This window comes from Micromonospora sp. CPM1 (assembly GCF_023896895.1).
Lineage (GTDB): Bacteria > Actinomycetota > Actinomycetes > Mycobacteriales > Micromonosporaceae > Micromonospora > Micromonospora tulbaghiae.
The window spans coordinates 84021-99811 of sequence record NZ_JAMHIU010000016.1; the positions used below are offsets into that span (position 1 = coordinate 84021).

Sequence of the window (15791 nt, forward strand, 5' to 3'; positions counted from 1 at the left end):
CTCAGGGCAGCCGGGCCTCGACCTGGCCGGACACCACGCGGCTGGGCAGCACGATCTGGTCGTTGGCGGCCGGGCCGTGCACCACCTCGCCGCCGTCGAGCCGGAACGCGCTGCCGTGCCAGGGGCAGACCACGCAGGCGTGGCCGTCGATCTGCTCCACCTTGCCCTCGCCGAGCGGGCCGCTCTGGTGGGGGCAGCGCTCCAGCATCACGCTGACGTCGTCGCCGTCCCGGTAGAGGATCACCGGGACGTCGTCGATCTTCTTGGTGACCAGTTCGTGCCGGGGCAGGCTGCCCAGGTCGCCGACCCGGTGCCACCCGTCGCTGATCAGGTGCATCTCGGAGACGCTCTGGCTGGCCTGGGCGCCCTGCTTGTACGCGAGGTGCCCACCCAGGTACGCCCCACCGCTCGCGGCGGACAGCCCCAGATAGGACAGCGTCCGGCCGAGTCCGTGGCGCCCGTTGAGCCGGGCCGCCAGCGAGCCGGCGTACAGCGCCAGGCCGACGGTGTTGGCGGCGGCATGCACCAGCCCGATCCGGCGCTGGTCGCGGGTGAGCGTGGCCCAGTCGTTGAGCCCGGCGACCGCCGCGGGCACCGCGCTGACCGTACCGAGACCCACCAGCGCGGTGGCGGCCCGGCGCTGGCCGGGCAGCAGGTCCACCACGGCGGCGGAGATCCAGGCGCCGACCGGCACCTGCACCATCGCGGGGTGCAGCGGATGGCCGAGCCACACCCCGTGCAGCGCGTCGCGCACCCGTTGCGAGCGCAGCGTGCCCTGGACGGCGCGCTGCAACCGGTCACCCACCCGGTCGAGACCGGTGGCCTGTTCGATCTTCGTCAGTAGTTCGCGCACCCGTTCCGACTTCCCGGCAGGAGAGCCCCCAAACCGGACGCCCCGGAATTCCCTCGCACGGAACCCCTGCTGGATATACTCAGACGGCCGACCGTATATAGGGAGCTGCGATGACCAAGATCCTGGTGGACGTCGACGACGAGGCGCTGGCGGATGCCGCCGAAGCGTTCGGCACGAAGACCAAGAAGGACACGGTGAACGTCGCGCTCCGCGAGGGCGCGGCGAGACTGGGTCGCGCCCGCGCGCTGGCGGCACTGGCCGAGCGCGGGCAGGCCGGTGACTTCGACGAACTGCTCGACAAGGGCGCCTACCGCTCGTGAAGCTGGCCGACTACCTGATCGACACCAGTGCCCTCGTCCGGCTCCTGCGTGATCCGGACGTGCTGGCGCGCTGGGAGCAGCAGGTGACAGCGGGCCTGCTCGCCGTGTGCCCCCTGGTCGAGCTGGAGTTCCTCTACACCGCCCGGTCCGTCGCCGACCGGACGCGCCTGGCGGAGCAGCTCCGGGCCGCCTTCGGCTGGGTGGTGATGCCGGACCGGGTCTACGAGCGCGCCGCCGAGATCCAGAGCGAGCTGACCGCGCGGGGCACCCACCGCTCGGCGGGCGCCGTCGACCTGCTCATCGCCGCCACCGCCGAATACCACGGGCTCTCGCTGCTGCACTACGACCGGGACTTCGACCAGGTCGGCGCCGTCACCGGCCAGCCGATGCGCTGGCTGACCCGGCCCGGCACGATCAAATAGGCCGTAGCCACGACGGTGCCGTCGCGGGCATGCTGAGCCCATGGGGGTACGCGTCGAGCACGCCGGTGCCGTGACCACTGTGATCCTGGACCGGCCCGAGGCACGTAACGCCGTGGACGGACCGACCGCGCGAGCCTTGGCCGACGCGTTCCGCGCGTTCGACGCCGACCCGGACGCGGCGGTCGCGGTGCTCTGGGGCGCGGGCGGCACGTTCTGCTCGGGCGCCGACCTCAAGGCCGTCGGCACTCCGCGCGGCAACCGGGTCGAGCCCGACGGCGACGGGCCGATGGGTCCGACCCGGATGCGACTGTCCAAGCCGGTGATCGCCGCGATCTCCGGGTACGCGGTGGCGGGCGGGCTGGAGCTGGCGCTCTGGTGCGATCTACGGGTCGCCGAGTCGGACGCGACGCTCGGCGTGTTCTGCCGACGCTGGGGCGTACCGCTGATCGACGGCGGGACGGTTCGGCTGCCCCGGCTGATCGGCGAGAGCCGCGCGATGGACCTGATCCTCACCGGCCGTCCGGTGCGCGCCGACGAGGCGTACGCGATGGGTCTGGTCAACCGGCTGGTCGCGCCGGGTGAGGCTCGCGCGGCGGCCGAGGAGCTGGCCGCCGGGATCGCCCGGTCCCCGCAGACGTGCCTGCGCAACGACCGGGCGGCGGTGCTGGCCGGCGCGGGGCTGCCGGAGCCGGAGGCGATGGCGGCCGAGCTGACCTACGGCCTGGAGTCGCTCGCGGTGGACGGGGTGCGCGGCGCCGGCCGGTTCGCCGACGGTGCCGGCCGGCACGGCGCGCCGGCCGGCTGAGGCGTCACTTCAGCGCGCGCAGCGCGTCCTCGATGGCCCTGTGGAACGTCGGGTACGCGTAGATCATGTGCCGGAGCTGGCTGATCGGCACCGCCGCGTGCACCGCCACGACGAGCGCGGAGAGCACCTCGCCACCGGCCGGTCCGGCCGACGTGGCGCCGACGAGGACGCCCTGGTCGGCGTCGGCGATCAGCTTGATGAACCCGGCGTTGCCGGTCTTGTGGATCCAGCCCCGGGCCGAAGAGGTGAGGTCGGCGTACCCGACCTGGACGTTGACGCCGCGCTCGCGGGCCTGCTGCTCGGTGAGGCCGACCGCGCCGACCTCCGGGTCGGTGAACGTGACCCGGGGCAGCGCCCGGTAGTCGGCGACCGGGACGCTGCCCGGCGCGGCAGTCGATCCGCCCGCGCTCATCGCGCCGCCGACCGCGCTGACCACCCCGGCCGCGCCGCCGACCACACTCGCGGTGCCGCTGGCGTCCGGGCCTCCCTTGGTACGCCGCATGTGGTCCAGCACGTCCGCCACCACGATGCCGGCCTGGTACATGGCGATGTGGGTGAACGCGCCCTCGCCGGTGAGGTCGCCGACGGCCCAGATCCCGTCGGTGACGTGCATCCGGTCGTTCACCGGCAGGTAGCGCTGCCCGGCGTCCACCCCGACGGTGTCCAGGCCCAGCTCCTCCAGGTGCGCCTTGCGGCCGGTCACCACGAGCAGCTTCTCGCCGGTGAACTCGGCGCCGTCGGCGTGCACGGTGAACGTGTCGCCGTCGTGGTCGACCCGGCCGGCCTTGACCCCGGTGTGGATCTCCACCCCGTCGGCGCGCAGCGCGTCGGCGGCGAGCGCGGACGCCTCCGGCTCCTCGACGGCCAGCACCCGGTCGGCCGCCTCGATCACAGTCACCCGGACGCCGAACCGGGCGAAGACCTGCGCGAGTTCCAGCCCGATCGCGCCGCCGCCGAGTACCAGCAGCGACCCGGGCAGTTCCTCCACCTCGATGGCCTGGTGGTTCGTCCAGTACGGCGTGTCGGCCAGCCCGTCGATCGGCGGGACCGAGGGCCGGGTGCCGGTTCCGAGGACCACGCCGTAGCGGGCCTGGAACACCTGGTCGCCGACGCGTACGCGGTTAGGGCCGTCGAGCCGCCCGCTGCCCCGGACGAACCGGCCGCCCTTGCCGGTGAACCGGTCCACCGCCACCTTGTCGTCCCAGGTGTCGGTGGCCTCGGCCCGGATCCGCTTCGCCACCGGCGCCCAGTCGGGCCGCACCTGGGCGGACCCGGCCAGCTCGTTGACCCGGTGCGCCTCGGCCAGCGCGTTCGCCGCCCGGATCATCATCTTGCTCGGCACGCACCCCCAGTAGGGGCACTCGCCGCCGACCAGGTCCCGTTCGATGCCGACCACGGTGAGGCCGGCCTCGGCGAGCCGCCCGGCCACCTCCTCGCCGCCGACGCCGAGCCCGACCACTACTACGTCCACCAGTTCCGGCTCCGCCATTCCGCAAGCATTCCGCACCTGCGGGGCACCGGCCACCGCACCGGCCCGGAATTCCCGCGCCGGTAACGCACGCGACCACCTACCGTGGCCGCATGCACGCGCGCTTCGCCCCGGTCCGGGACTGCTTCCACGACCTGTTCTCGACCGGCCGCGAGACCGGCGCGTCGATATCGGTGTGGCGCGACGGCGTACCGGTGATCGAACTGGTGGGTGGCACCACCGCCGCAGTGCCGCCCGTCACCGTCGTACCGGCCGCCGGGGCGGACCGGCCGTGGCGGCCGGACACGCTCGTCGACGTCTACTCGGTCGGCAAGCCGATGGTCGCGCTCTGTCTGCTTCTGCTCGTCGATCGAGGGCGGGTCGACCTGGACGCGCCGGTGTCGGCGTACTGGCCGGGGTTCCGCGCCCCGGCCACCGTGCGGCAGGTGCTCGCCCACACCGCCGGGCTGCCCGCCTTCCCGGTGCCCCGGCCCGCCGCCGCGATCGCCGACTGGGACCTGCTCTGCGCCGACCTGGCCGCCGCCGACCCCGAGTGGACGCCGGGCGCCGTCGCGGGCGAGCACGCCTGGACGTACGGGCACCTGGTGGGCGAGCTGGTCCGCCGGGTGGACGGGCGGTCCGTGGGCCGGTTCCTGGCCGAGGAGATCGCCGGTCCGTGGCGCCTGGACCTGGCCTTCGGGCTGGACGAGGCGGACCGGCGGCGGTGCGCCGACCTGTCGTACGCCGATCCGGCCTGGCCGGACGCGATGCGCGGCGAGCCGGGCTCGTTGCGGGCGCGGGCGCTGGACAATCCGCCGGGCGGGCGCGACGTCACGATGGTGAACAGCGACCTGTGGCGCGCCGCCGAGATCCCGGCGGTGAACCTGCACGCCACCGCCGCCGGGCTCGCCCGGCTGTACGCGGGCCTGCTCGCCGGCGGCACCCTCGACGGGGTACGGCTGTTCAGCCCGGAGCTGGTCGCGGAGGCGACGCGGGTGCAGTACTCCGGCCCGGACCTGCTGCTGGACCGGCCGGTGGACTGGACGCTCGGCATGCAGTGGGAGCCGGACGGCAGTTGGGGCATGGGCGGGATCGGCGGCAGCAGCGCCTGGGCCGACCCGGAGCGCGGCTACACCTTCGCGTACGCGACAGCCCGGCTGGCCGACCACGACCGGGTGGAGGACCTGGTGGAGGCGCTGCACTCCTGCCTCTGACCTCCCATCACTTTCTGTGATTCCGGAGCGTCGTCACGCAGCGCATTCGGCCGGCCGGGCGGCGGTGTCTTCCCTTTTCCGCCTTTGCTCTGCAGCCATCGGCGCAGCACCGCGCCGAGCAGGGGTTTCCTCGCAGGTCCGAAAACCACTCAAGGCCGAGACGGTCACTTTCCGCAACCGATGCGGATATGGCTGCAGAGCAAAGGGGACCGGAGGTGGAATGCCGCGGCAGGCGGGAAAACACGGAGCGTGACCCCGGTAGCGGGCGACCGGCGCCCGGTCCGGCGGGCGACGGTCAGCGGAGCCAGACCGGGTCGGTGCCGGGCACCTCCAACGGCGGCGGGTAGTCGATCGTGCGGCGCACCTCGTCGGGCAGCCGCCACGGCTGGTGGACCGCCTTGCCGGCCACCGACGCAAGCTCCGGCACCCAGCGCCGCACGTACGCGCCGTCGGGGTCGTAGCGCTCGGCCTGCCGTACCGGGTTGAAGCCCCGGTACGGCCGGGTGTCGTTGCCGGTGCCGGCCACCCACTGCCAGTTGCCCGAGTTGTTGACCCGGTCGCCGTCGAGCAGCCACCGGAAGAAGACCTCCAGGCCGGGCCGCCAGTCCAGCCCGAGGTGCTTGGTCAGGTAGCCGGCGGTGATCAGGCGGGCCCGGTTGTGCATCCAGCCCTCGGCGCGCAACTGGCGCATGCCGGCGTCCACGATCGGCATGCCGGTCCGCCCCTCGGCCCAGGCGTCGAGCGCGTGCGGGTCGTCGCGCCAGTCCTCGCGCGCACCGCGCCGGTAGGCGACCGTGGACAGGTCGGGGAAACCGGCGACCACCTGGTGGTAGAAGTCGCGCCAGCAGAGCTGCCGGACGAAGGGTCCGTCCCGGTCACCCGCCCGGTTCGCCACCGCCAGCGGCGACACGCACCCGAAGCGCAGGTACGGGCTGAGCCGCGAGGTCTCGTCGCCGGCCATGTCGTCGTGGATGTCGTCGTACCTGTCGAGCGTCGGCAGCCAGGCGGTGAGCCGGCGCCTGGCGACTGCCTCGCCACCGACGGCGGCATCCGGGCTGTCGCCCCTCGGCGGGTCGGGCAGCCGGCCGGGGTCGACGCCGTCGGGCAGCCGGACCCGCTTCGGCGCGGCCAACTCGTCCCGCCACCGCACGTCCTGCCAGGCCCGGAAGTAGGGGCTGAAGACGCGGTAGTGGTCGCCACCACCGGGGCGTAGCGCACCGGGTTCGACGATCGTGAGGCCGGGGAACACGCGCAGGAACATCCGGTGCCGCTCGCACTCGGCACGCAGGCGGCGTTCCCGGCGGTGCGCGTAGCGGCTCACGTCGGCGGAGAGCCCGATGCCCTCGGCGCCTACCTTCCGCGCCAGCGCGACCGTCTCGGCCACCGGATCGCCGCGCCTGATCACCAGGTCACCGCCGCGCTTGCGGAGTGCCTCGCGCAGGTCGGCCAGGCTCTGGTGCAGGAATCGGGTGCGGTTGGGCGAGAGCTTCTGCAACGCCGGGTCGAGCACGTAGAGCGGCACCACCCGGTCGAACGCGGAGCAGGCGGCGGCGAGCGCCGGATGGTCGTGCACCCGCAGGTCGCGGGTGAACAGCACCACCGCCGTCCGGCCGGTCATCCGGCCAGGGCCGGTTCCAGTGCCGGGCCGGGCACCCGCACCGGCGTGCCCGACGGGGTGAGCAGCGCCTGCGCGGCCACCGCCATCCGGCGCCGCCGCGGCACCAGGGCACGGCGGACGAAGACGTCGTAGTCCTGCGCGGCCACCTCGTCGAGGATGCCGCCGTAGAGCGCGTACGCGGTGCGCATGCACGCCTGCGAGGCGGGATCGAGCAGCGGGATGCCCGGCGCGGCGGCGACGTAGTGGGCCTGGGCGCGGGTCACCTCGTACTCGATCAGCTCGCGGATGCGCGGCGTGGTGCGGCCGGCGGCCTTGGCGGCGAGCAGGTCGTCACGGGTCAGGTCGAACTTGGCCAGGTCCTCGTCGGGCAGGTAGGTCCGGCCCCGGTCCAGGTCCTCGGAGACGTCGCGGATGAAGTTGGTGAGCTGGAACGCGAAGCCGAGCTGGCGGGCGGGCTCGCGGGCGGCGGCCGGGTCGGAGCTGCCGAGGATCGGCAGCATCATGGTGCCGATGACCGCGGCCGAGCCCTCCATGTAGTCGAGCAGGTCGTCGTAGGTCGGGTACGACATGACCGTCAGGTCCATCGCCATGCTGCGCAGGAACGACGCGAAGTCGTCGCGGTCCAGGTCGAACACGGCGATGGTGTGCAGCACGGCCGGCAGCAACGGGTCGTCGACCGACGCACCGTGCAGCCCGGCGACGAATCGATCCGACCACTCGCGCAGCCGGGCGGCGCGCTCGGCCGGCGGCAGCTCCTCGGTGCGGTCGACGATCTCGTCCGCGTAGCGGGTGAAGCCGTACAAGGCGTGCACATGCCGCCGTTTCCAGGCGGGAAGCAGCCGGGTGGCGAGATAGTAGGTACGGCCGTGACGCCGGTGCAGCTCGCGGCAACGGTCATAGGCAGCGGTCAGATCCGTGTCCATCGGCCCTCCTCAGTTTCGACGCAGCAATCGACGCAACTCGTAACCCTAGGGTACGCTCGCTCACATGGCCAACGACGCAGTTGCGGGTAATGCGCTCCGCGTCGCGCCGGCTCAGCCCGGGGCGACGGACGATCCGGTCCGCGGCGTACTGGCCGCGTTCACGAAAGACCTGATCAAAGGGATCGATGAGACGCTCGCGGCGTTCCTGGCCGCGGAAGTCGAATCGCTCACCGAGATCGACGCAGCGATGGGTGGTTTCGCCGCGACGGCGCGCGACTGCGTGCTGGCCGGCGGCAAGCGGGTCCGCCCCACGTTCGCGTACTGGGGATGGCGGGGCGTGGTCGGCGGGGAGGAACCGCTGTGCTCGGTGCTCCCGGCCCTGTCCGCGCTCGAACTGCTGCACACGTTCGCGCTGGTGCACGACGACGTGATGGACGCCTCCGACACCCGGCGAGGACTGCCCACCGCGCACCGGGCCGCCGCCGCCCGGCACCGGGCCGCCGGACACACGGGCGACCCCGACCGGTACGGCGAAGCCGTCGCCGTCCTCATCGGCGACCTCTGCATGGTGTGGGCCGACCGGCTGATGGCACACGCGGCGGTCCCGGCGGACCGGCTGCTCGACGTGCGCCGCTGCTACGACCAGATGCGGGTCGAGACGGTCGCCGGGCAGTTCCTCGACGTGCTCGGCGAGAACGACTCGGCGAACTGGACCGTCGACCGGGCGCTGCGGGTGGCCCGGTACAAGACCGCCAGCTACACCGTCCAGCGTCCGCTGCTGTTCGGCGCCTGCCTGGCCGGCGCCGACGCGGACGACCCGCTCATCGCCGCGTACACCCGGTACGGGCTGGCCGTCGGCGAGGCGTTCCAGCTCCGCGACGACCTGCTGGGCGTCTACGGCGACCCGCAGACCACCGGCAAGCCGGCCGGGGACGACCTGCGTACCGGCAAGCCGACCGCGCTGCTGATGCTGGCCCGGCAGCTCGCCGACCCGGCGCAGCGCCGCGCCCTGGAGCGGGCCGGCTCGGTCACCTCGGCACGCGAGGTGGACCGGCTGGCCGACGTGGTCCGGGACACCGGGGCCACGGCCCGGGTGGAGCGGATGATCTCCGACCGGGTGACCGAGGCGCTCGCCGCGCTCGGCACCGCACCGATCGACGAGACGGCGCGCACCGCGCTGACCGGCCTCGCCACCGCCGCCACGGCGCGGCGGGCATGATGAGCAACTTCGTGAACAAGGGGGCCGGAATGCGTACCGTCAAGGGACGGACCGACCGGGTGGTCGTGGTCGGCGCCGGGCTGGGTGGGCTGGCCTGCGCGCTGCACCTGGCCGGCAGCGGCCGGCAGGTGACGGTGCTGGAACGCGAGCCGGTGCCCGGCGGGCGCGCCGGGCGACTGAGCGTCGACGGGTACGAGTTCGACACCGGCCCGACGGTCCTCACCATGCCCGACCTGATCGCCGAGGCGCTCGGCGCGGTGGGCGAGGAGCTGACCGACTGGCTCGACCTGAGCCCGCTCGACCCGGCGTACCGCGCCTACTACCCGGACGGGTCGACGCTCGACGTCATCACCGACACCACCCGGATGGCCGCCGAGATCGCCCGCGTCTGCGGCCCCCGGGAGGCCGACGGCTACCTGCGTTTCGTCGACTACGCGCGCAACCTGTGGCAGTGGGAACGGGCCGACTTCATCGAGCGCAACCTCGACGCGCCGACCGACCTGCTCACCGGCAACCTGCTGAAGCTGTTCGCCAACGGCGCCTTCCGGCGACTCCAGACGAAGATCAACCAGTTCTTCCGCGACCCGCGTACCCAGCGGATCTTCTCCTTCCAGGCCATGTACGCGGGCCTGTCGCCGCACGACGCGCTGGCGATCTACACGGTCATCGCGTACCTCGACTCGGTGGCCGGGGTGTGCTTCCCGCGCGGCGGCATCCACGCGGTCTCGCGTGGGATGGCCGGCGCGGCGGAGAAGCACGGCGTGCAGATCCGGTACGGCACCACGGTGACCCGGGTGGAGACCGCCAACGGCCGCGCCACCGGCGTCGTCACCGCGGACGGCGACTTCGTCCCCGCCGACACGGTCGTGCTCAACCCGGACCTGCCGGTCGCCTACCAGGATCTGCTGCCGCCCAGCCGGCAGCGCAAGCTGACCTACTCGCCGTCCTGCGTGGTGCTGCACATCGGTTCGACGCAGGGCTATGGCAAGATCGCCCACCACAACATTCACTTCGGGCGGTCCTGGAAGGGCACGTTCGACGAGGTGATCCGCCGAGGCGAGCTGATGACCGACCCGTCGCTGCTGGTGACGAACCCGAGCCGCACCGACCCGTCGGTGGCGCCGGCCGGGAAGCACACCTACTACGTGCTCGCACCGGTGCCGAACCTCGAACGCGCGCCGTTCGACTGGACGGGTGACCTTGCGCAGCGGTACGCCGAGCAGCTCGTGACCACGCTCGAGGAGCGCGGCTACGTCGGCTTCGGCGACGGCATCGAGGTGATGGAGGCCGTCACCCCGGCCGACTGGGCGGCGCAGGGCATGGCCGCCGGCACCCCGTTCGCCGCCGCGCACAGCCTCTTCCAGACCGGCCCGTTCCGCCCCTCCAACCTGCACCGCACGCTCGACAACGTGGTGTTCGTCGGCTCCGGCACCCAGCCGGGCGTCGGCGTGCCGATGGTGCTGATCAGCGGCAAGCTCGCCGCCGCCCGGATCACCGGGACGATGTCGTGAGCGAACGGGAGACCCACCTGGTCGAGCTGGTCGACGACGACGGCCGGGTGGTCGGCGAGACCACCGTGGCGACCGCCCACCAGCCACCCGGACGGCTGCACCGCGCCTTCTCGGTGCTCCTCGTCGACCCCGAGGGGCGGGTGCTGTTGCAGCAGCGGGCCGCGGTCAAGACGCGGTTCCCGCTGCGCTGGGCGAACTCCTGCTGCGGCCATCCGCTGCCCGGCCAGTCGCCGGCCGAGGCCGCCAACCGGCGGCTCGCCGAGGAACTCGGCGTCGACCCGGTCGACCTCACCGAGGTGGGCGTCTACCTCTACTACGCGGAGGACCCGGCGACCGGACGCGTCGAGTTCGAGTACGACCACGTGCTGCGCGCCGACGTACCGGCCCACCTGGTCACGCGGCCCGATCCGGACGAGGTGGCCGACCTGCGCTGGGTCGACCCCGGCGCGGTGGTGGCCGACCTGGACGCCCACCCCCGCGAGTACGCCCCGTGGCTCGGCGGCGTGGTCAACCGGCTGCTGCACCCGACCGACGCGTCCCGGCCGGTCGTACCGGCCACCGAGGCACCGGAGCGGTCGGGTGGCCGATGAGGCGCTGAGCGCGGGGGCCGTCGCACGCCGACTGGGCGTGGCGGTCACCACGCTGCGTACCTGGCACCAGCGCTACGGTCTCGGCCCCAGCGAGCACGTGCCGGGCCACCACCGGCGCTACACGCCGGCCGACCTCGCCCGGCTGGAGATCATGCGCCGGTTGACCGCCGAGGGGGTGGCGCCCGCCGAGGCCGCCCGCTGGGCCCGGCAGGCGCCGGCCGTGCTGCCTCCGGAGCGGCTCGGCCTCAAGGCGAGGGCCTCGGCGGTACGCGACGGCGGCGGCACCACCATCCCGGTCGGGCGGGCCGGTCCGGCGGCGCGCGGGCTGGCCCGTGCCGCCATGCGACTGGACTCGGTGACCATCGGCCGGACCATCGCCGACGCGCTGGCCACCGACGGGGTGGTGGCGACCTGGGAGGGGCTGCTGCGGCCGGTGCTCGCCGGCATCGGGGAGCGGCACGCCGCCACCTCCGCGCTGATCGAGGTGGAACACCTCATGTCCCGGTGCGTCTCGGTGGCGTTCGCCACTGTGGCCCGGGCCCACCCGACCACGGGGCCGCCCCGGATCCTGCTCTCCTGCGCCGACGAGGAGCAGCACTCGCTGCCGCTGGAGGCGCTCGCCGCCGCACTGGCCGAGGCCGGTGTGAGTTATCGCATGCTCGGTGCCCGGGTGCCGGTACCCGCCCTGGTGGAGGCGGTCAACCGAACCGGTCCGGCGGCCGTGGTGCTCTGGTCGCACACCCGCGCGACGGCCGACCCGTGCCAGCTCACCGCGCTGCTGACCGTCCCGCGCCGGCCGCTGCTGGTGCTCGCCGCCGGGCCCGGCTGGCGGGCCGACTCGCTGCCGGCCGGGGTGGTCCGGCCGGTGGACCTGGCCGAGGCGTTGTCGCTGGCCGTGGCGGTACGGGACTCGCTGGACCAGTCGACGACGAGCTGAGCCCCTCTCCCGTTCCGGGTCGGCGTCCACTACGGTCGGAAAGTCCGTCTGACCCCGACCCCTCCGGGAGCGACGAATGCGTCCACGCGCCCTGTCGGCGCTCGCCCTGGGCCTGGTGCTCCTCGTCACCGGCTGCGGCGAAGCCGGCAAGTCACCCGAAAAGGCCGCCGCACCGGCCTCGGCGTCGCCGTCACCGACGCCGGTGACGAAGCCCTCACCGACCCACACCACTCCCGCGAAGCCGAAGCTGCGCCCGGTGCCGAAGAAGCTGCCGGCGGGCCTGCACCGGGCCAGCGGGAGCAACGGCGTGGCGCTCACCTTCGACGACGGGCCGGATCCCCGCTACACCCCGCAGATCCTGGCCCAGCTCCGGGCAGCCCGCGTGAAGGCCACCTTCTGCGTCGTCGGCCAGCAGGCCAAGCGCTACCCGGAGCTGGTCGCCCGGATCGTCCGCGAGGGGCACCAGCTCTGCAACCACAGCTGGCACCACGACGTGAACCTGGGCCGGCGCCCCGCCGCCGAGATCCGGGCCGACCTGGAACGGACGAACGAGGCCATCCACGCCGCCGCGCCCAAGGCGCCGATCACCTGGTTCCGCCAGCCCGGCGGCCGCTGGACGGCCGAGGAGGTCACGATCGCCAAGCAGATGGGCCTGCGCCCGCTGCACTGGAGCGTGGACCCGCAGGACTGGGACCACCCACCGGCGAAGACGATCATCAAGCGGGTGAAGGGCGCCACCCGGCACGGCTCGGTCGTGCTGATGCACGACGCGGGCGGCGACCGGGCCCAGACGATGGCCGCCTGCCGGCACCTGATTCCGGACCTGAAGCGGAGATTCGGCATCGCCCTACCGCGCTGACCTGCGGTTTTACCCGGCTCCACGGCCAGGCCCATACCGGTTTGGTCGTCCGCGCAGGCATGACATATGCTTCTCCTGCCTCCGGCGGGGCCGGATGGGAGCAAGTCCGCTTGAAGTTGCGAGTGTGCAATGATGGCGGGGCCGCCCTCATCGTCTAGCGGCCCAGGACGCCGCCCTTTCAAGGCGGTAGCACGGGTTCGAATCCCGTTGGGGGCACGGTCCGGCTCGCGCCGGATGCAACACCAGCCAGGTCCTGTGGAGCAGTTGGAGTGCTCGCCGCCCTGTCAAGGCGGAGGTCGCGGGTTCAAGTCCCGTCAGGACCGCAAGCGCTGACGCCGCGCAGCTCGATGCGCGGCGTTCTGCGTATCGGCCCGTGCGGTAGCATGTGCCGAGCACCACGGCCAGGTAGCTCAGTTGGTACGAGCGTCCGACTGAAAATCGGAAGGTCGGCGGTTCGACCCCGCCCCTGGCCACATAGCCTTTCGCCGGGCTACAGGAACGCCGATCAGCGGAGACGCAGGTCGGCGTTCTGCTTTTCCCCTCGGCAGGCCCGTCCGTCCGGTCCGGGCGTGGACGACGCGAGGTGGTCAGCCCAGGTGGGCCGCCTCCGCCCGCAGATGCTCGAGAAAGTGCGTGACGGCCGGCGACGGCGTCCTGCCCCGCACGGTCGCCGCGAATATCTGCCGTACCGACTCGTCGTCCGGATGCAGGCGTAGCAGGGCGATGTCCGGCGGGGTTCCGCGTACCGCCAGGGCCGGGACCAGAGCCACCCCCAGCCCGGCGGCGACGCATCCCAGCTTGCCGGTCCACTCGGCGGCGACGATGTCGATGCGCGGTGAGAAGCCGCTGGGCAGGCTTGCCCGGAGCAGGCTGTTCTCCGCGGTGGCGGAGCCCACGACGAACGCGTCCTGGGCGAGGTCCGCCAGGCGCACCGAGCGACGGCGCGCGAGCCGGTGGTCGCGCGCGACCGCGACCAGGAGCCGCTCGTCGAGCAGATGTCGCAGGTCGAATCGTTCGCGATCCAGCTCGCCCGTGGGCGAGGTGCTGACCACTGCCACATCCGCCTCGTCCGCGAGCAGGCGTTCCAGCAGCCGCGGCGTCACGCCCTCGACCAGCGACAGCGAGATCTCTGGGTGAGCCGAGCGGAACGACGCCATCGCCCGGGGTACGAGAGCCGCGACAGCGGTCGGGAAGGCACCCACACGCAGCCGCCCTCGGCCGAGCCCGCGCAGGTCGTCGAGGTCACGCCGGGCCGCGTCGAGCCGGTCGAGGACCGCCTCGGCGTGCGGGAGCAACTCTCGCCCCTCCTCGGTGAGGGCGACGCCGCGGGGCAGCCGGTCGAAGAGCCGAGCGCCGATGTCGGCCTCGAGCGCGGCGATCTGCCGGGAGACAGCCGACTGGGTGAAGCTGAGGGCGCGCGCGGCGGTAGTGATCGAGCCGTGCCGCGCGACGGTGCGGAACACCTCCAGCAGCTGAGTCTCCATGGCAGGCATGGTAATCACGCATGGCAGGCATGCGAGACATTCGTTGGTCGCATTGCTCTCCCCCGCCTAGCGTTACGGCGTGAAGATCATCGCGGTCCTCGGGACAGGACACATGGGTACGCCGATAGCGCGCCGCCTCCTGGCCGGCGGCAACCGGGTCAGAGTGTGGAACCGCAGCCCGGAGCGTTCGGAGCCGCTGGGCGCGGCCGGCGCGACGGTGGCCGCGAGCCCGTCCGCCGCGGTCGACGGAGCCGACGTCGCCGTCGTCATGCTCGCCGACGCCGGCGCGGTCGAGACGGTGCTGTTCGGGCCGGACGGCGCCGCCGCCGCGCTCCGGCCCGGAACGGTCGTGGTGCAGATGTCGACGATCGGGCCGGACGAAGTCCGAGCAGTGGCCGGCCGGCTTCCGGCGGGCGTCTCACTCCTCGACGCCCCCGTCGGCGGCAGCGTCGACGCCGCCCGGGCCGGCACGCTGACGATCTTCGTGGGCGGCCCCGCCGATGCCGTGGAGAGAGCGGCCCCGGTGCTGGAACAACTCGGTTCGGTCCGTCACTGCGGGCCGATCGGCGCAGGCGCCGCCGTCAAACTCGTCGCGAACACGGGCCTGGTGACGGCTGTCGCCGCGCTGCACGACGCGCTGGCTGTCGCCGCAGCGCTCGGTGTCGACAGGCAGACCGCCCTCGACGTGCTCGGCCGAGGGGCCCTCGGCGGCGCGGTCGGGCGGGTCACCGCGCCGGGCGCCTCGTTCGCAGTCGCGTTGGCGGCGAAGGATGCGCGGCTGGCGCTGCGCCGCCCGGTGCCGGCTCCCGTGCTGGAGGCCGCCCTCGACCTGATGCGGGCCGCGCCGGACCAGGACGCGGATCTCTCCTCCCTCGTCTCAGCCGACTTCCTGAAGGGATGCTGATGCACCTCACCCTGGACAACCCCGCATCCGTCGCGGCTCCGTTCGGCGACCGCTTCGCGCACGTCGCCCGGATCGATGTCGGCGGCGGCGCGCTGCTGATGCTCGCCGGACAGGTCGCCGTCGACGACGACGGCGAGGTGGTGGCCCCCGGAGACCCTGGCGCCCAGGCCGAACGGATCTTCGAGATCGTGGGCGGCGTGCTCGCGGCGCACGGCGCGAGCTTCGACGACGTGCTGCACATCCGCACGTTCATGACGGACCTGGCTGACCTTCCGGCGTACGCGGCCGTCCGGCGCCGTCTCTTCCCGGGGACACCGCCGCCGGCGAGCACGACTGTCGAGATCAGCAAGCTCTTCCTGCCGGGCGCTGTGCTCGAGGTCGAGGTCACGGCCGTGGTCCGGTCCCGCTAGGGGTCGCGACGGTTGCGCTTCCCGGTCGACGGGCCGGACCACGTGGGCGAGGGCTGGACGGTCGACGTCGGCACCGGAAAGAAGACGAGGATCGCCGACGGCGCCCGCGCGCACGACCCGAGCTTCTCTCCGGACGGCAAGCGGTTCGTCTACGTCGAGGGCTTCAAACGGCTGAGGTTCGCCAAAGCGCGATAGTCGACGTGCGCGGTGGGCACGCTGAGGCGGCTCAACGACGACAGAGGTCCCCACCGGCA

Annotated in this window: 17 protein-coding genes and 3 tRNA genes; 15 read left to right on the forward strand and 5 right to left on the reverse strand. The window is 73.2% G+C overall.

Annotation, left to right across the window (positions count from 1 at the left end):
* Position 1: 1 nt before the first annotated feature.
* A complete protein-coding gene (locus tag M8C11_RS20425) occupies positions 2-853 on the reverse strand; it encodes a Rieske 2Fe-2S domain-containing protein (RefSeq protein WP_151499229.1) in 852 nt (283 codons plus the stop codon).
* A 110-nt stretch (positions 854-963) separates the two neighbouring features.
* On the opposite strand from M8C11_RS20425, the gene M8C11_RS20430 reads away from it, so the two are divergent.
* The 3 genes from M8C11_RS20430 to M8C11_RS20440 are packed head-to-tail and all read left to right on the forward strand — an operon-like array spanning position 964 to position 2400.
* Entirely contained in the window at positions 964-1173 is a 210-nt protein-coding gene (locus tag M8C11_RS20430; RefSeq protein WP_252452062.1) for a type II toxin-antitoxin system VapB family antitoxin, read from the forward strand.
* The gene (locus M8C11_RS20435) at positions 1170-1595 is read left to right on the forward strand and encodes a PIN domain nuclease (protein WP_252452065.1); all 426 of its coding nucleotides are present in this window, start codon (positions 1170-1172) and stop codon (positions 1593-1595) included. Before M8C11_RS20430 ends, M8C11_RS20435 begins: the two co-directional genes overlap by 4 nt.
* A 40-nt stretch (positions 1596-1635) precedes the next feature.
* A complete protein-coding gene (locus tag M8C11_RS20440) occupies positions 1636-2400 on the forward strand; it encodes a crotonase/enoyl-CoA hydratase family protein (protein WP_121685911.1) in 765 nt (254 codons plus the stop codon).
* Between the two features lie 4 nt (positions 2401-2404).
* Here M8C11_RS20440 and M8C11_RS20445 read toward each other — a convergent pair whose 3' ends face one another.
* Positions 2405-3889, reverse strand: coding sequence for an NAD(P)/FAD-dependent oxidoreductase (locus M8C11_RS20445; RefSeq protein WP_252452068.1), 1485 nt, complete (start codon positions 3887-3889; stop codon positions 2405-2407).
* A 92-nt stretch (positions 3890-3981) separates the two neighbouring features.
* Between M8C11_RS20445 and M8C11_RS20450 the strand changes: the two genes are divergently transcribed.
* Positions 3982-5082 carry a serine hydrolase gene (locus tag M8C11_RS20450; protein ID WP_252452071.1) on the forward strand — a complete coding sequence of 367 codons (1101 nt, stop codon included), beginning with the start codon at positions 3982-3984 and terminating at the stop codon, positions 5080-5082.
* A gap of 295 nt (positions 5083-5377) precedes the next feature.
* On the opposite strand, the gene M8C11_RS20455 is transcribed toward M8C11_RS20450, so the two are convergent.
* On the reverse strand, positions 5378-6700 hold the full coding sequence (locus M8C11_RS20455; protein ID WP_252452074.1) for a deoxyribodipyrimidine photo-lyase: 1323 nt from the start codon (positions 6698-6700) through the stop codon (positions 5378-5380).
* Positions 6697-7623, reverse strand: coding sequence for a phytoene/squalene synthase family protein (locus M8C11_RS20460; RefSeq protein ID WP_252452077.1), 927 nt, complete (start codon positions 7621-7623; stop codon positions 6697-6699). Before M8C11_RS20460 ends, M8C11_RS20455 begins: the two co-directional genes overlap by 4 nt.
* 64 nt (positions 7624-7687) lie before the next feature.
* On the opposite strand from M8C11_RS20460, the gene M8C11_RS20465 reads away from it, so the two are divergent.
* The 8 genes from M8C11_RS20465 (at position 7688) to M8C11_RS20500 (ending at position 13212) form a co-directional block, all read left to right on the forward strand.
* Positions 7688-8842 carry a polyprenyl synthetase family protein gene (locus tag M8C11_RS20465; RefSeq protein WP_252452081.1) on the forward strand — a complete coding sequence of 385 codons (1155 nt, stop codon included), beginning with the start codon at positions 7688-7690 and terminating at the stop codon, positions 8840-8842.
* 29 nt (positions 8843-8871) lie between these two features.
* Entirely contained in the window at positions 8872-10353 is a 1482-nt protein-coding gene (crtI, locus tag M8C11_RS20470; RefSeq protein ID WP_252452084.1) for a phytoene desaturase family protein, read from the forward strand.
* The gene (gene idi, locus M8C11_RS20475) at positions 10350-10943 is read left to right on the forward strand and encodes an isopentenyl-diphosphate Delta-isomerase (RefSeq protein ID WP_252452087.1); all 594 of its coding nucleotides are present in this window, start codon (positions 10350-10352) and stop codon (positions 10941-10943) included. The genes crtI and idi overlap by 4 nt, the downstream gene beginning before the upstream one ends.
* Positions 10933-11880, forward strand: a complete 948-nt coding sequence (locus M8C11_RS20480; RefSeq protein ID WP_252452090.1) for a MerR family transcriptional regulator — start codon at positions 10933-10935, stop codon at positions 11878-11880. Before idi ends, M8C11_RS20480 begins: the two co-directional genes overlap by 11 nt.
* Before the next feature lie 76 nt (positions 11881-11956).
* Positions 11957-12739, forward strand: a complete 783-nt coding sequence (locus tag M8C11_RS20485; protein WP_252452093.1) for a polysaccharide deacetylase family protein — start codon at positions 11957-11959, stop codon at positions 12737-12739.
* 143 nt (positions 12740-12882) lie between these two features.
* A tRNA-Glu gene (locus M8C11_RS20490) sits at positions 12883-12955 on the forward strand.
* Between the two features lie 33 nt (positions 12956-12988).
* Positions 12989-13062: transfer RNA gene (locus tag M8C11_RS20495), tRNA-Asp, on the forward strand.
* A gap of 76 nt (positions 13063-13138) precedes the next feature.
* Positions 13139-13212: transfer RNA gene (locus M8C11_RS20500), tRNA-Phe, on the forward strand.
* A 114-nt stretch (positions 13213-13326) separates the two neighbouring features.
* Here M8C11_RS20500 and M8C11_RS20505 read toward each other — a convergent pair.
* Positions 13327-14223 carry a LysR family transcriptional regulator gene (locus tag M8C11_RS20505; RefSeq protein ID WP_252452096.1) on the reverse strand — a complete coding sequence of 299 codons (897 nt, stop codon included), beginning with the start codon at positions 14221-14223 and terminating at the stop codon, positions 13327-13329.
* 79 nt (positions 14224-14302) lie between these two features.
* On the opposite strand from M8C11_RS20505, the gene M8C11_RS30590 reads away from it, so the two are divergent.
* Genes M8C11_RS30590 through M8C11_RS20520 form a run of 3 tightly spaced genes read left to right on the forward strand, consistent with a single transcriptional unit; the run spans position 14303 to position 15732 of the window.
* Positions 14303-15127 (forward strand): NAD(P)-binding domain-containing protein, encoded by an 825-nt coding sequence (locus M8C11_RS30590; RefSeq protein ID WP_252452099.1) that lies wholly within the window; start codon positions 14303-14305, stop codon positions 15125-15127.
* Positions 15127-15537 carry a RidA family protein gene (locus M8C11_RS20515; protein ID WP_252452102.1) on the forward strand — a complete coding sequence of 137 codons (411 nt, stop codon included), beginning with the start codon at positions 15127-15129 and terminating at the stop codon, positions 15535-15537. The genes M8C11_RS30590 and M8C11_RS20515 overlap by 1 nt, the downstream gene beginning before the upstream one ends.
* A gap of 12 nt (positions 15538-15549) precedes the next feature.
* Complete coding sequence (locus M8C11_RS20520) at positions 15550-15732, forward strand: hypothetical protein (RefSeq protein ID WP_252452105.1); 183 nt, start codon at positions 15550-15552, stop codon at positions 15730-15732.
* Positions 15733-15791 lie beyond the last annotated feature (59 nt).